Origin of the sequence: Parvibacter caecicola (assembly GCF_003725335.1) — a bacterium.
GTDB classification, from domain to species: Bacteria; Actinomycetota; Coriobacteriia; order Coriobacteriales; family Eggerthellaceae; genus Parvibacter; species Parvibacter caecicola.
The window spans coordinates 26,076-42,459 of the sequence record NZ_QIBY01000015.1 but is presented as its reverse complement, the minus strand read 5'-3'; the positions used below and the strand labels follow the sequence as shown (position 1 = coordinate 42,459).

Genomic DNA, 16,384 nt, shown 5'->3' with positions numbered 1-16,384 from the left:
ATCTCGATAACTTTCTGGTTTATTGGGTCTAGAATATTGCATTGAGATTATTTGACGAGAGGGGGTGGATGCGACGAAGACGGTCTTGCTGGACACAAACGCCCTTATCGCGATAGAAGACCCAAACGCGGTTCTTTTGGAGAAGTATACCGAGATGCTTAAGAGAACCAATGATTTTGCCTTCTATATCCATCCAATGCAGTTTGAGGATATCAAGCGAGATAAAGATGAGCGCAGAAAGCAGATTCTGTCTTCTCGCGTGAAGAGGTATCGTGTACTTGAATCGACGCCCCATTGCGATGCGGCCTATTTCGACGGACTGGGTTGGACGCATGGATCAGAAAATGATGTAGTCGATAACAACCTTTTGGCGTGCGTGGTAAACCCTTATGTTGATTATCTGGTTACAGATGATAGACGTATGCATCGAAAAGCAAGTCAGGCTGGCGTAGAAGAGAGCGTCTACACTCTGGACGAGTTTTGCGAAATGGCAGACAACTCGCTAAAGCCTCCTAGCCTCGCTTGCGTCAGGAATGGAACCTGCAGCGAGCTCGATCCAGACGACGCGTTTTTCGATTCCCTCCGAACCGATTATCCTGATTTCAACTCCTGGCTAGAAAGGCGTTCTCGGGAGCAGCGCGAGTGTTCCTTTATCAAGGAGGATGGTGAACTAAGGGCCTTATGCATTTATAAACATGAGGGCAAAAGAATAATCGATGACTGTGGTTTTGAGCCGGAGGGGGACATCGTTAAATTTTGCACCTTTAAGGTTGATGCGAAGCTGCAGGGCTCCAAGATTGGCGAAAGGTTATTCCATCAGGCCTTCTTAGTTGCTGCTGCATGGGGAGCGAGCTACGTATACTTTACGGTAAGAGAAGATAAACAGCCTCAACTTGTTGAGCTTGCGCTTGATTTTGGATTTGAAAAGAAAGGGCATTATAAAGGGGATAGGGTGATTGGTAAATATATTCGCCCAGTTCTTCCGGAGCATTTGGCCTTAGAGAAATTGGAGTATGAGCAAACACTATACCCATCCTACAGGGATGATGTGACGGTAAACAAGTTCCTAGTTCCTATTCAGCCTCATTACCACGAGCTTCTTTTTCCGGATATAGCAGCTTTCAGTCAAGGTCTTTTTAGGGACATGCCTACCATGTACGAGCCGGAAAGCAATACGATAAGGAAGGCGTATCTATGCAAAGCGCCTACCAATCAGATTGAGCCAGGAGATATTTTGCTATTCTATAGAAGTGAGGATCGTCAAGAAGTACAGGCTATTGGGGTGGCGGTAGGTATATTGCGCAGCAATGACGTTGATTTAATCCTGTCTAAGGTCAGAAATCGGTCTGTCTACCGCGAGGCGCAGATTGCCAGCATGATGGCCGGTTCGGGTGGGCGTCTCTTGACGATATGCTTCGATCTTGTGCGATACTTGGACTCCCCAGTATCTCTCGAAAAGATGAAGGCGATGGATCTCGCGGTGCTTAGGACTATCCGGCGCATAACGGACGAGCAGTATCGATTAATCTTGGAGGCCGGACAATGACCAATGCGGCTGTTATTTCGATTTACAGTGTGCATGCAAAAAAAATATATGCAGGGAAGAAGAAATACGAGTTTCGCACGCGAAAACCAGCACGTCCGATTGACTATCTGGCGCTTTACGAAACTTTACCTGCAAAGGCGGTAACTGGATTTGCGCGGGTCGTTTCGATTCTGGAGGGCAGTCCTGACGATATTTGGAAAGAGACGAGAGACGATGCCGGTATATCCTATGAGTATTTTGAAGAATACTTCAAGGGAAAATCGAAAGCCGTGGCATACCGCTTAGACAGTCCGGAGCCTCTAACAGAGGAAGTTCCGCTCCAGGAGCTGGGCGTTGAACGCCCGCCGCAATCATTCCAGTATCTTTCCGATGAGGCTTCGAGGAGATTGCTTAGCCTCGGGGACACGAAAAGCAAGTCAAGGGTATTTATTGGCGGAGTGCATGGTGTTGGAAAAACGACTCTAGCCGAAAGGCTTGCGGTCGATCTCGGGTGCAGTGCATACTCGTCGAGCGCGTTAATCAGCGATTGGAAAAGTAAGCCTTCCGCAGATTTATGCAGCAATCAAGACGTTCTTATCAAGGCTCTGAAAGCAACCAATTGGTTTACGGAGGGCGGCATCTTAGACGGCCATTTTGTCTTAAGGCGTGGAGACGGCTCTTTCTTCCAGGTGCCAGAAGGAGTGTTTGAGCAAATGGATCTCAGCTCGATGCTTCTCATGGTTGACGAGCCGGGCAGAATCGTTGAGCGCCTTATCGCCAGAGACGGCTTAGGTGGCGTGTCGCATGATGCCCTGTTGGGGCTCGTCTCAGAGCTTCAAGAGGTAGAGCAGGCTTGTGCGCAAAAAATATCTGGCATTGTGGGTGTACCACTGCAGGTTGCGAAATCCACCGATAGCGCAGATGACCTGCTGGGATAAGGTCGCTCGTTGTCTGGGGCAGCATTGCGCAAAAGCGCCTGTGGTGCATTCGGAGACGTCCGGAAGCGGAGCGTCCCGAAGAAGGGGCTGCCTCATGTACTCCAAGCCTCGCGTTTATATGGGTTTGGATACCTAGGCATCGACGAGGCGAGGGCCGATCTGCTCTTCTGGCTAGCGACTAAGGGGGACGGCTTTAACTAGCCGGCGGGAGTCCAAGGGGATGCCGCCGCGACTGGGGTTATGCTGCTTCGAAACAAGGAGGGGATGGCCGTGGAGGCAATTGTCGTATGGTGCAATAACAATCCAGGTTTTTGTTCAGCCGCATTGTCTCTCTTGTCGCTGTTTAACGGCATTGTGGCAATATGCATATCGTTGTATGCGGTAAAGCGACCTTATGAAAAAAGAGTGTCCTATAACTTCTACATCTCGTATTCGGATGACGGTCGATATGTGGCCAATGTGTCCTTGGCCAACATAGGTGCTTGCGACCTATGCATTAAGATTGCATATCTGACGAAGAAATCCGATGGCGAATGGGTCGGTTCACTTTCCTTCTCACAACGTGGTGCATCCTCGTTTACGTTTTGCCGAGGTGAAATATGCGATGGGAAAGCCGTTTTGTTCCCAGTGAATAGCGCCGAGGCGTCTTTGTTTGCAGAAAGGGCTGATGACTTTGTGCTTATCGTGGAGGATTACGATGGGTGGGGCCTTAGGAGCCAGGTCGGGAACGGTTTAGCAGTGGGGTGAGGGTCGGTTGCGATAATGCGGTAGAACACACAGGAGCATTGGTCGGCGGCGAGTTTGATGTTCTGTGGTTAAAAGCCGCTCGCTTAGCGCGGCCCGAAGTCGGGTCCCATGGGGGTTGGTCTTGCCGCCTTGGAGGCGCGGACAAAGGCGTGGTCCCGGAAGGAGCCCGAATGTACGACAGGGGCGTGGTCGAGCTTGCGCTGATCGCGTAGGAGGAGGGCGTGGTGCGCTGGGGGGCCGTCGCGCCGACCTGTTAAAGGCTCCTTCCCGACCTGGAGGAGGAGCCGCTGAAGAAGTCGGAGAGAGCGGCCTTTGAGGCCGCGATGAGCGAGAACGTGCTGCTCGGGCGGCTTTGGATGCTTGGTCGAGGTAGGGCATTCGATGTGGCCCAAGTAAAGGGCGATGCAGCAAGAGATTCGAGGTGGTGGCGGGAACCGTGGTTTTCTCCAGCGAGATGACCGTTAAGGGGCTCTGTGAGGTTTGCGTTCGCGCTGGCGAAGCATGGTCGTTGCTTGCGCTTCGGCGAAAGATGCGAAAGCTTGCGAAAAGTGCAAAACATGCTTCATCGCTAAGGAGGGCCGAGCGGTGGCCAAGAACCTCTTTGCCCTTACATTCGGGCGCGTTCCTGCCCACTTCGCTGGACGCGCAAACATCTTGGCCTCTATGTAGGGGGCCCTTGAAAACGGTCCGGATGATCCGAATCTGACTTCGATTCTAGTCGGACCTCGTGGCACGGGGAAGACCGCGCCTCTTGCCTCTATCGCCCGGGAGGCGTTGTCGCGCGGCTGGGTAACGGCGCGCGTGTCGGCAGGCGAGGGCATGCTCGAGGACATTGTTGAGAGGACCTGGGAGTCGGCGGAGCACCTTATAGAAAAGGGCGTGGGGGCAAGGCTCAAGTCCCTGAGCGTGGGCCAGGGGATTGCGGTTGAGTTCGAGCGGGCGGAGGGCGTTCGCGAGAACTGGCGCACCCGGATGAACGATGTCCTCGACCGTTTGGCGGAGCTGGAAGTTGGACTTCTCATCACGGTTGATGAGGCACGTCCAGATGTCGACGAGATGCGGCAATTGGCCACGGTGTACCAGCATTTTGTGGGGGAAGACAGGAACGTTGCCCTTGTTATGGCGGGCCTCCCTTCGAACGTTGCGCAGTTGGTATCGAACGAGTCGGTGTCTTTTCTCCGGCGCGCTCGTCAGTACCATTTGGGGCGGGTGGCCGACGGCGACATAGAAATCGCGTTCCGTCGGACGCTCCAAGACTCCGGCGCCCAAATTGACGATGCTGCGGTTTCGGCGGCAGTTTCGGCCATTGAGGGGGTATCCCTACATGCTGCAGCTTGTGGGCTATTGGACCTGGGAGCAAGCGGCCGGTGAGGTGATAAACGAGTGCCATGTCGAAAGGGGTGCAAGACAGGCACTTCAAGAGCTACGCGATGGCGTGCTGGCGTCCACCTATCGCGAGCTGTCCCGAGGAGATATCCGCTTTTTGGAGGCAATGGTGGAAGATGGGTAATGCAGCAACCTGGCGGATATTGCCGCCAGAATGGGGGTGCGAAGCAATTACGCCTCGAAGTATAAAGAACGGCTCTTGGTCGCGGGCGTTCTCGGCGAGGTGGGGCAGGGCTACTACTCCATAGACCTCCCCGGATTTAGGCAGTATGTTGAGGAGCGCATGGGCTAGCGGATAACCGGGTAGTTCGCGCTAGGCGCTTGCCGGTCGCGTCTCGCCAGTAAGTCGCGATGCGCTTTACAATAGACGGGCTGATTTGTTCTCTCAACCCGGAAGGCCCTTATGGATAAGCTGGTATACCTGCACGAACTCGATTCCGTGCGCACTTCTTCGCAGGAGGTGGCGGTGGCGCGGCGGGCGCTGTATGAGGAGATTGTCCTAAACGGCAACACTGTCGTGCTCACCTTCAACCAGCTGGCAGATTCTCGCGCTTTCTTGGGGTTGGCCATGGAGAGCGAGGAGATGCTGGCCGCCATTAAGGGCCTCATGCTGTGCGGTGCTATCAAGATTTCCCGGTTTGGCGACAAACGCACGGCTTCTCAATACCTTCAGGACAACCTGCGTCCCTCCGCTGCCGGTTCGCATGGGAAGTTCGTTTTGTCGGGTTGGAACATTCCCGCCGTGCTGAACATTGAGGCGCGCGAGCGTATGCGCGACGGCATTTACCGAGCTCTCCGGAACAGCGATACTGCCTATTTGGATTCGCTTCTAGTGGCGGATGATGCCGAATTGTCGGCCCTGTGCGAGCCGGGGGAGGTCATGGACGTCCGCCGGTATCGGGAGGCTGTGGCTGAGGCGAAGCGCCTGGTAGACTTGATGCTGGCCATCAGCAATTCGCCGTTGTCTTACGTGGATGTCAATCTGGAGGCTCGCCCCGCTCTGGAGGACGCGCTCCGTCTGGTCCGCGAGGGCTCTTCGAGAGGGGCGAGCGCGGAGGCATGAGATGTGATCGACGGCGTACGGGCCAGCTTGGCTCCAGCCGACCGGCAAGCGCGCTCTGCTTATTATCGCCACCTGAAAGCGCTGGTCGCCGAAGCGGGCAGCGCGGATGAAGCGTCCGATCGGCGCGTAGCGGAGGAGGCCCTACAGCTGGTTGATCTGTGTTACAACCTCACAACAGAGGCCAGCGTGCTCGGGGTTTCTGCCCACTATGTGCCCGCAAATCTGGAGAGCATTGCAGATGAGGCGCAGCAACGCATCAAGGATTATCGGGAAAGATACGCGACGTTGGGGCATCGCTATCCCTGGCTTGCCGAGGAGGAACCGGACGAGTCCTCCTCGGCTGCGGATGCCCCTTCCCTTGCGGACTGGCAGCACGCCTTGCGCATCCGCCGCGCATCTATTAAGACAGCGGCAGGGGAGCCGGCCGCTGCCGCTGCAGCCAAGCTCGTGCTGCCTTACGAAGCCCAAGAGCGCGAACAAAAGGATGCATGGCGCGCACGGGTTACGAAAGCTCTCTGGCGCAATGTGCTCGTCATGTTGCTCTATGCGGTCATCCTGGGCTTTGTGGAAGTAATCGTCTCGCTGATTCAAGACATGCTCGTAGGGTGGCTGAACATCGCCAACGATACCGTTGGCGATTTGGTTTCCGATCAGGGCAGCATCGCATCCATCTTCGTATTCCTCATAGGTGTGGCAATCTTCTCGCGCTCAAAAGGGGGTCCGCGGGCGGGAAAGGCGCTGATCGTTTTCCTGGCTGCCCTCTTTTTCGTGGCTTTGCCCATATTGTCTTGCCTGAGCGTGGGCGTTGGCCCAAGCGGCCTGATTTGGGAAACGAGCTTTGATTCGCTGCCGGGCACGCTAATGATGGGGCTTCCCAGCTTGGCGGCCAGTTTCATCGGTGTGGGTATTTTCGCTTACGTGGGCTGGCTCTTTGAGTCCAAGCTGGAGATGCCGGGCATTGTTGACAGCGCCGCCGAGGCGCTCAGTTCGCTTCGCGACCTGAGCAAATTTGGCAAAGAGGGGAGTGTCGAACCCGTTGCTTACGTTAATCCCTGCGCGCGGGCGCGCTTCGGCGAAGCTGGCAATGCGGTGGCTGTGGCGCCATCCGCTTGGGAGGATACATTTGGCTTTGCCCCCGCGAGTTCGAAGCGTCAATCTTCGTGGGAGAAGTATCTTGCGGTTGTCGAGTCGGACAGCCCAACTGGGCCGCCCGACTCAGAGGGCCCCGCGGCTCTTCGGATCGTGACGGATCGGGCGGCGGTGCTGCAGTACGAGGCGAGTGCGGAAGGGCGGCCCATTGGCATCGCCTACAGCAGTCCCTATAACCAGTTGCTGGTTGACCTGGTGGAAGACGGGCAAGGGAGGCGTTTTGCTTATGAGCGCGTAGTGCCTGCGGCCAAGAATGCCGTTGTGATTGTGCCGCGCTTCGAAGGGGACTTCGTGCTGCTGCGCCAATTCCGCCATGCCCTGCGCGACTACCAGCTGTGCTTCCCGCGCGGTTACGGAGAGCCGGGCGTCTCTGCCTGCGATAACGCCGAAAAGGAACTTTTTGAGGAACTGAAAGTGTGGCCCCTGGGGCCCATGAAGCACCTGGGGTCGATGGTGGCCGATAGCGGCCTCTCGGGAGGCCGTATCGAAGTGTTTGCATGCGATGTGCCCGCACCGAACCCCGATGTGGGCTATGAAGAAATCGACAGTTGCATAATAGTATCCCCAGCCGAGTTAGATGAGCTTATCGCTGACGGCCAAATCGACGACGGTTTCACCCTTTCCGCTCTCACTCTTCTGCGATGCATGATGGATATTTAGCGCTGCTGGTGCAGGGTTGATTCGGGGCGTATGCAGCGATTACCTGGTGAAACACGCCGAAACCAAGACTGCCTGTAACGGAATATCTCCATTTTTCGGGTGACGACTTCCTTTCAGCCGTGTTACCATGCAGTTTCGCCTACTAGGCGATGCTTTGACGGACGCACCCAGGAGGTTGTGATGGGGCCAAACAGACCAGGTAAACACGCTAAGGCTCAGAACAAGGTAATTTTCAGCGACAAGGCATTGAAAGTTTTCCTCACTGTCGCGCTGGTGATTGGGTTTGCGCCCATCGCCAAGGACACTGCGGCCGCCGTTGCCGAGCAGGCATCGGGTGGCTTCGTCTCGGCGGATTCGCTGGTGGGCGGGGTATCCGATTCCGGTACCGCAACTCCCACGGATACGGTGGACAATGCGGTCGACAGTGGGGCGAACGCCGAGGCCGCGCCCATTGCGGACGAGGGGGAAGCCTCCGACCAACCAACGGTCAACGACGCCATTGACGGCGTTTCCGACTCGTCCGACCCCGCGGATGCACCAATGGGCGTTGCGGCGGGCACCGAGCCCGACGAAGTCCCGGAGACTGAGCCCGTAGCCGAGGAGGCCGAGGCCGAGGACCCCGATGAGGAGCCCCAGGACGCCGACGAAGAGGAAGGTGCCCTAGAGGGGCCTGAGAACAGCTTCCGCTATGTTGACGGTGTTCCCATCGATGAGCTGCAGGCGTCCACTTTCGACGTGGGCGGCGATGCCCGTGCCGCCGCTTATCCCACCTGGGATAAATCCTATGGACAAAACAAATACGTTTATATTGATAGCTCGGGCAAGAAGATCACCAAAACAGTGTCCGGCTCCAAAGCTGTGGGCATTGACGTGTCTGAGCACCAAGGCGTTATCGACTGGGCCAAGGTGAAGGCTGACGGCGTCAAATTCGCCATCATTCGCGTGGGCTATGGCAGTGACTACACCGCCCAAGATGACAAATACTTCTTCCGTAATGTTGAGGGCGCCCGTGCCAATGGCATCGCCATCGGCGTGTACCTGTACTCTTACGCCACTAAGGCCACTGGCACTACGGGCAGCGCCCAGAGCGAGGCGAACCACGTGATTCGCCTGCTAAACGCGGCGGGGCTCACTCCGTCTTCGCTGGCGCTGCCGGTTTACTACGACATGGAGGACGACACCCAGGGTGCACTGAGCCCTTCGCAGCTGGGTTCTATTGCTGAAACCTTCTGCAATGCCATCACTGCCAAGGGCTACCGCGTGGGCATTTACTCCAATCCCACGTGGTGGAGCAAGAAGCTCACTGCCCCTCAGTTCAACAACAGCAGCTGGGATCGCTGGGTGGCCCAGTGGGGCAATTTTGAGAAGCCGCAAGTGTCCTTCAACTACGGTCTGTGGCAGTTCAGCAGCAAGGGCACGGTGAACGGCATCAACGGCTCCGTCGACATGAACTTCTCCTTCAACGAGGTGGGCCTGAAGAATACCTGGGTGAAGAACAACGGGAAGTGGTATTACTACGGTGCCAATGGTGTGCCAGTGAAATGGGAACAGTGGATTGACGGATCCCTGTATTACTTCAATAGCAAGGGCGAAATGCAAACTGGGTGGATTACCTGGAACAACGATAAGTCGCTGAGCTACTTCAGTGGCGACGGCAAGGCACTGCTGGGCTTGCAGAAGATTGGCGGCGCAACCTACTATTTCAGCCCCAAGACGGGCCGCTCGCAAAAGTGGGAGCAGTGGATCAACGGCAACCTGTACTACTTCAACGGCTCCTACAAGATGGTCACCGGCTGGGTGACCTGGAGCGCCGACGGCACCAAGAGCTACTTCGGCAGCGACGGCAAGGCCCGCAGCGGCTTCCAGAAGCAGGGGTCGAGCACCTCCTACATGAGCCCCAAGACCTTCAAGTCGGTGAAGTGGGAGCAGTGGATCGACGGCAGCCTGTACTACTTCAACGGCAAGGGCCAGATGGTCACAGGCTGGGTCACCTGGAAGGCCGACGGCACCAAGAGCTACTTCGGCAGCAACGGCAAGGCCCTCACCGGCCTGCAGAAGATAAGCGGAGCCACCTACTACTTCGACCCCAAGACGGCGAAGAGCCAGAAGTGGGAGCAGGTCCTCAACGGGAACCTGTACTACTTCAACGGCAAGGGCCAGATGGTCACCGGCTGGGTCACCTGGAAGGCGGACGGCACAAAGAGCTACTTCGGCAGTAACGGCAAGGCCCTCAAGGGGCTGCAGAAGATAAGCGGGGCCACCTACTACTTCGACCCCAAGACGGCGAAGAGCCAGAAGTGGGAACAGTGGATCAACGGGAACCTGTACTACTTCAACGGCAAGGGCCAGATGGTCACCGGCTGGGTGACGTGGAACGCCGACGGCACTAAGAGCTATTTCGGAGTAGATGGCAAGGCCTTTAAGGGCTTCAACAAAATTGGCGGATATACCTATTACTTCGATCCCAATACCTGCAAGGCAAAGAAGTGGGAGCAGAAGATAAACGGGGCTTTCTACTATTTTGACAGCAATTGCCGCATGATCACCGGCTGGGTTACCTGGAAGGCCGACGGCACCAAGAGTTACTTTGGCTCGGATGGTCGCGCGTATTCCGGCTTCAATAAGATCAGCGGCTCCACCTACTATTTTGACCCCAGTACCTACAAGGCCAAAAAGTGGGAACAGTGGATTAACGGCAGCCTGTACTACTTCAACAGCTCCTATCAGATGCACACAGGCTGGCTCACTTGGAATTCCGACAAAACCAAGAGCTACTTCGCGGCCGACGGAAAGGCGCTGACGGGGTGGCAGTCCATCGACAAGAAGCAATACTACTTCGACCCCAAAACGTTCAAAGCGCTCACGGGCATCCAGATGATCGATGGCAAAAAGTACGCTTTCGGTGCTGATGCCTCTCTCGTAAGCGGCGAATACAGTGTATTTACTGCTTCGACCGGCTTTAGCCTGAACACTTTCGCGGCCGCCCAGAAGAAGGCTTCCCCGTCTTCCCTGGGATACACCCAAGCTCAAATCACCGCCGCTATGAACCCTGCCAACAGCCCTATTGGATCTGCCGGATTTTACCAATTTGCCGTCTTAACTGATGGCTACTCCGGTTTCACTACGGCGGCTATGCTCGACAACTACATTGCGAAAAACACCGCGAGCAGGCCTAGCAGCTTGTTGCGAGGGAAAGGTCAGGCGTTCATCAATGCCGCTAAGCTCTATGGCGTAAACGAGGTGTATCTGCTTGCCCACGCCATCTTGGAAAGCGGCTGGGGTACCTCCACTTTGGCCCAAGGCTATTACTACAATGGCACCACCAAAATCAACAACAAGGTTTACCCCAAGGGCACATACTACAATTTCTATGGCATTGGGGCCTACGACAGCAGTCCCCTGAGCGGCGGTCGTTCGTTGGCCATCCAGAACGGTTGGAACACTCCCGACAAGGCGATTGCTGGAGCGGCCGATTGGATTTCGCGTAATTATCTGCGCAATGCTTCTTACTATCAGGATACTTTGTACAAGATGCGCTGGAATTATCCCTCTTTCAAGGGTACGGCGGTGCATCAGTATGCCACTGATAAAAACTGGGCAAGCTCGATTGCGAAGATGATGGCCGAGATTTACGCCTATTGCGGTGTAACCCAGCCCCAGTCGGGCCTTAATTTCATGATGCCCCAATACTCGTAGGGCAACATTGTGTATTGACGGGCTGTGAGGGGCGCTCCCAGGGATGGGCGCCCCTTTTCTTTTAGGAAGCCCCGACCGACCTTCGCTGCAATTTCCCAAGTCAGCTGACCTATGGGGGCCAATAGGGGTATACTTTCACCCAATTACGCACAATAGGAGAAGGGACGTATTGTGACTGGGAAATCAAAGAAAGACTGGCTTTCCGGAAAGCTGAAGTTGGGCGCCATGGTGGCCACCGCTTCGGTGGCCTCTGTTATGCTGTTGGGAGTTTATGCCTTTGGTGAGCCCGATGCGGGTATTTTGCCCGTATCGGACGTTCAGCAGGAAGAGGTGGAAGGCCAGGAAACGACACCCGCGACTCCTGGGGAAGAGAACGATGGGCTGGTTGTTGCCGAGGGCGAGGGAGACGGTACAGATGCCGGCTCCGTATCTGGTGACGGTGCTGACACCGACGCCGACACTGACGGCGAGGGCGCTGGCGCCGGCGATGACAACGCCGACGTTGCTGACGAGGGTCCCGATGGCGCCACCGATGTCGACAATGGTAAGGACGATGCGCCGGAGGCGCCTCAACCGGGCCTCAAGGTTGAGGGTTCTTCCATCACTTTCGTCGGCGATGACGGCGCGGCTGTTGCGAACGCTTGGCAGAAGGTGGATGGCAAGTGGTACTACTTCGGCGCCAATACCCAGGCCCTGCGCAATGGCATCCAGAAGGTGGACGGCAAGCTTTACCTGTTCAGCGCCAACGGCCAGATGGAGTCCGGCGCTCGCACGTGGGGCGATGGTTCCCAGAGCGAGTTCGTGGCGCAGTCCGATGGCAAAGCCCCTGCGTTCACCGGATTTAAGACCATTTCCGGCAAGACTTATTACTACAGCCCCGAAAGCGGCAAAACCGTGAAGTGGGAGCAGTGGATCGATGGGAAGTTCTACTACTTCAACGGCAAATACCAGATGGTGACCGGCTGGGTAACCTGGAACGCCGACGGCTCCAAGAGCTATTTCGGCAGCAACGGCCAGGCCCAAAGCGGTTTTATGAAGCAGGGCAAGTACACCTACTATCTGAGCCCCAAAACCTTCAAGTCGGTGAAGTGGGAGCAGATCATTAACGGTAACCTGTATTACTTCAACGGGAAATACCAGATGTATACCGGTGGTATGCTCACCTGGAATGCCGATGGTTCCAAGAGCTATTTCGGTGCGGACGGCAAGGCTCGCTCTGGTTTCCAGAAGGTGAACGGCAAAACCTATTACTTCAGCCCCAAGACCTTCAAGTCGGTGCGCTGGGAGCAGAAGATCGATGGCAAATGGTACTACTTCAACGGCAAGTACCAGATGCACACCGGATGGCTCACCTGGAACGCCGACAAGTCCAAGAGCTATTTTGGGGCCAACGGGCAAGCGTTGACCGGATTCCAGAAGCTGGGCGGCAAGACCTACTATTTCAACCCTGCTAATGCCCATTCGGTGAAGTGGGAGCAGCGAATCAACGGCTCTGATTACTATTTCAACGGCAGCGGCCACATGGTGACCGGCCCGGTTACCTGGAAAGCTGATGGCACTGTGAGCGTTTTTGGCAGTGACGGCAAGATGGTGAATTCTGACTGGGTGAAGTCGGGTGGCGCGTACTATTACATCGATCCCAAAACCCAGCGCGCCGTGAAATGGCAGCAGAAGATTGGTCGGTACTACTATTACTTCAACGGCAAGTGCCGCATGCACACCGGTTGGCTGAAATGGAACGGCGTGAACGAATGGTCGTACTTCGACGGCAATGGTCGTCGTTTGGGCGGCACCCAAAAGATCAACGGCTACACCTACAAGTTCGACTCAAACGGTCGCACTAAAACTAAGCCCGTTACTATCCCCGCGGCACAGCAGCGCATGATTGACAAGGCTCAGCAATTCAGCAGCGACACCAGTTGGCTGATTCTGGTGGACCGCGATACCCGTCACGTGGGCATCTTCCGCGGTTCCAAGGGCAACTGGCGCCTGGACAAGTACTGGTTGTGCTGTGTGGGCAAGCCCACCAGCCCCACCATAACCGGTACTTACAAGGTGAGCGGTAAGGGCCTCTCGTTCGGTAACGGCTACACCTGCTGGTATTACACTCAAATCAAAGGGAACTACCTGTTCCATTCGGTGTCGTACCTGCCGGGTAGCAAGACCAAACTGCTTGACGGACGTCTGGGTGTCGCCAACAGCCACGGCTGTGTGCGGTTGGAGATTAGCAACGCAAAGTGGATGTACGACAACGTGCCGTATCGTAGCAAAATCTATATTTATTGATGTGGGTGATATGGTTGAGGCGGAGGGCCGTCTGAACAGATGACCCTCCGTTGTTTGAAGTAATGGTACAAGGAAGTGTAGATTGAGGGTCGCATTTTGCCAAGAACCGCTGTAACGAATGGCCTGGCCCAGCCGCTAGGGCTGACATCAGAGAAAAGAAAATATTTCATTTATCTTTTCCTTGCTTGTCTGGTCTCATTTCTGATTGTCTTTCTTCCGGTTATCTTGAAGGGGCGCTCCTTTGTATGGAGCGTTGACGGCGTTAAGCTCTATTTCAATTTCTTCGTTTATACGGGCGAATGGATAAGGGAAGTGTTCTTCTCGCTGCTTTCCGGGCAGTTTGTTGTCCCTCAGTTTTCTTATGATTTAGGATTTGGCTATGACATCCCGGTTGCTTTGGCCAATTTTTTCTTTGATCCCCTGAACTGGGTTTCGGCTTTTTGTCCGCGTGAATATGCTGAGTACCTATATGAAATTACCATTTTCGCCCACTATTATTTAGCTGCGGTTACTTTTTCGATATTCTGCTTTAGTCGTGGGAAGAAAAAGGGATTTGTTCTTGCCGGAGCATTGTGTTATGTCCTCTCCGGGTTCGTGGTTTCTCTGGGTCTGTTTTACCACCCTTACTTTATTTGCGTTGCAATTGTTTTTCCATTAGTTCTCCTTGGCGCAGATAAGGTTTTTGCCAAGAAAAGCCCTGCTCTCCTTGTTCTTTCAATGGGCTTCCTGTTTGCTTTTTCGGTTTATTGGTCCTATATGGTCTGCATCCTCCTATTTTTCTACTGCCTTGCAAACTATTTCTTTTATCCGAGAGAGCGATCCGCGGGAGATTTTCTTCTGTTGGTAACTAAGTTCATCGCGCTTCTCCTCTTGGCATTTATTTTGGCCGGCATTGCGTCTGTTCCAAACTTCCTGGGACTCCTCTCCCTGAGCCGCATTGGAGTAGAGAGGGCTGTCTCTTTATTTAATTCACAGTGGTATTGTGAGACTCTTGGAATGAGCCTGATTTGGGGTATTGTTCCGAAGGCGGCGCGTCACATTGGTGCTATAGGTGTTTTGGCTATTCTTGCCGCCATTGCAGGCTTCAGGAGGGCTCCCAGGGGGGATAGAGGGTTCCTGTGCGCATCTTTGGCGTTCTGCATCTTTGGCCTCCTGAGTGATTTTGTAGGCTCGGCTTTCAACGGGTTCGGCTATTCCACTGATCGGTGGCAATTTGCATTTTGCTTTGTAGCTGCATTTGCGCTCGTTGTTGTTTTGCCCCTTTTGAAGAGGTTCAACAAAAAAGAATGGTTGATCTTTTTGGGGATGAATGCTGCGTTTTTGCTCTGGTGCATAATGGGCTGTTGGGGGAGGATCAACCTTCCTGCAAAGATTGCGCTAGCCATCTATGTCATTGCCCTTGCTTCGCTGTGCGCATATCCCTCTGTTCAGAGGTTCGTCTCTGGGAGATGTGCGATGCTCAAGCGCGTTCCCCTTGCGCTGCTGTCTCTTCTCGTAATTCTGTCCTGTGGCCTGCCGGCCGCATTTAGCAACACCCATAAGGCTGCCGATCATGTCTCCGGCTTTATTATTGCGGGAGATGTTAATGCCTATACCACAGAGATTCCCCTCTTAGATGACCTTAGCGAGATTGACCTGGACTACCGTATCGACAGGCCTCATACTCCTCATACAATGAGGAACCTCGGTTTCTCTGTGGGATATAAAGGTATGGATGCGTTTTCTAGTATGTATAACTCGAATCTCGACTATTTTCGTCAGGAGATGGGAATCTCTGATGGGGGATCGAACTATATTTTCTTGGGTGTAGATAATCGCTTTGCGCTAGACGCCATTCTTGGGGCAAAGTATTATGCTGCGCGGACTGGAGCGCAGATGCCCCCATATGGGTATCATGAGTACATTGATCTTGGAACGAATAAGTTTGGCGACAACTACACTTTGTATGAGACCGAATATGCGCTCCCCCTGGCTTTTACATACCAAAGTGCAATTTCTGAAGACGACTACAGGAAACTGAATATTATAGAAAAGCAGGAGGCTTTAACAGAGGCTGCTGTTCTGGCAGGTATGCAAGAATCCGACTTGCAGCCCGTGGTTGAGACGAAAAGCGAGAATCCTAAAATAAGCGAGGAAAAGGACCTTGCCGTTTATGATGGAAAGATTGTTGTACTTGAAGATGGCGCTACTATGCGAATTGATGTCAAGGGCCAGAAAGATTCGGAGAATTACGTTTGCTTCGAGGGTGTAGTTTTTCGACCAACGACTGCGCAAAACGCGGCGGCGGCAAAAAGACGGTTTGATAATGGCGATTTTTCAAGTTACGAGGATCTGATTAATTCCTCGGGTGCTACATCAAGCAAAATAACGGCGGAGTCGATGGAAGCAAAGAGAAGTTTTACTATCCTGACGCCCGGTAGTATCCAATTTGGTGGTTGGGAAAACTGGGTTTTAAACATGGGATTCGCGAAAACACCGGTTACGTCTTACCTGGTCACTTTTCAAAAGACAGGTGTCTATAGCTACAATGATTTTTTCGTAGCGTCCCAAGAGATGAAATCTATAGAGGACAACCTGAAGAAGCTTCAGGTCGAGAATGATGCATCGATTGAGTTTAAGACTAACCGCATGGATATTGATGTCGCTGCGGCTGGAAAAGACGGGGATGGAGAGAGATATCTATTCGTGTCAATTCCCTATGACCAAGGTTGGACGGCTTATGTCGATGGCGTGGAAACCCCCATCCAAAAAGTAAACGGTTGGTTCATGGGAATGGTCCTTAACGATGACGCACATGAGGTTGTTTTCTCTTATGTGACCCCAGGCTTCAAGTTGGGTGTTGTGCTTACGGCAATCGGAGTGCTTGTGTTTGCTATGCTTGTCGTCTGCCCAAGACGCAGAAGGAGTGGTACGTATGGCAAAAGGAGATAGACT

The 16,384-nt window shown here is 54.2% G+C and carries 9 protein-coding genes; all 9 read left to right on the top strand.

Annotated features, from left to right (window positions below; genetic code table 11):
- Positions 1-85 precede the first annotated feature (85 nt).
- The 9 genes from DMP11_RS08105 to DMP11_RS08065 all read left to right on the top strand — a co-directional run bounded on the left by DMP11_RS08105 (position 86) and on the right by DMP11_RS08065 (position 16,381).
- Entirely contained in the window at positions 86-1,546 is a 1,461-nt protein-coding gene (locus DMP11_RS08105) for a GNAT family N-acetyltransferase (RefSeq protein WP_148041117.1), read from the top strand.
- Complete coding sequence (locus tag DMP11_RS08100) at positions 1,543-2,463, top strand: AAA family ATPase (protein WP_123185990.1); 921 nt, start codon at positions 1,543-1,545, stop codon at positions 2,461-2,463. Before DMP11_RS08105 ends, DMP11_RS08100 begins: the two co-directional genes overlap by 4 nt.
- Positions 2,464-2,733: 270 nt before the next feature.
- Positions 2,734-3,210 (top strand): hypothetical protein, encoded by a 477-nt coding sequence (locus DMP11_RS08095; RefSeq protein ID WP_148041116.1) that lies wholly within the window; start codon positions 2,734-2,736, stop codon positions 3,208-3,210.
- An 819-nt stretch (positions 3,211-4,029) separates the two neighbouring features.
- A complete protein-coding gene (locus DMP11_RS08090; RefSeq protein WP_123185988.1) occupies positions 4,030-4,581 on the top strand; it encodes a hypothetical protein in 552 nt (183 codons plus the stop codon).
- Between the two features lie 418 nt (positions 4,582-4,999).
- Positions 5,000-5,659 carry a hypothetical protein gene (locus DMP11_RS08085; RefSeq protein ID WP_123185987.1) on the top strand — a complete coding sequence of 220 codons (660 nt, stop codon included), beginning with the start codon at positions 5,000-5,002 and terminating at the stop codon, positions 5,657-5,659.
- A gap of 3 nt (positions 5,660-5,662) precedes the next feature.
- Complete coding sequence (locus DMP11_RS08080; protein WP_123185986.1) at positions 5,663-7,468, top strand: NUDIX hydrolase; 1,806 nt, start codon at positions 5,663-5,665, stop codon at positions 7,466-7,468.
- A 246-nt stretch (positions 7,469-7,714) separates the two neighbouring features.
- On the top strand, positions 7,715-11,164 hold the full coding sequence (locus DMP11_RS08075) for a GH25 family lysozyme (RefSeq protein ID WP_161555337.1): 3,450 nt from the start codon (positions 7,715-7,717) through the stop codon (positions 11,162-11,164).
- 171 nt (positions 11,165-11,335) lie between these two features.
- The gene (locus tag DMP11_RS08070; RefSeq protein ID WP_123185984.1) at positions 11,336-13,450 is read left to right on the top strand and encodes a L,D-transpeptidase family protein; all 2,115 of its coding nucleotides are present in this window, start codon (positions 11,336-11,338) and stop codon (positions 13,448-13,450) included.
- 96 nt (positions 13,451-13,546) lie between these two features.
- The gene (locus tag DMP11_RS08065) at positions 13,547-16,381 is read left to right on the top strand and encodes a YfhO family protein (RefSeq protein ID WP_161555336.1); all 2,835 of its coding nucleotides are present in this window, start codon (positions 13,547-13,549) and stop codon (positions 16,379-16,381) included.
- Positions 16,382-16,384: the final 3 nt, after the last annotated feature.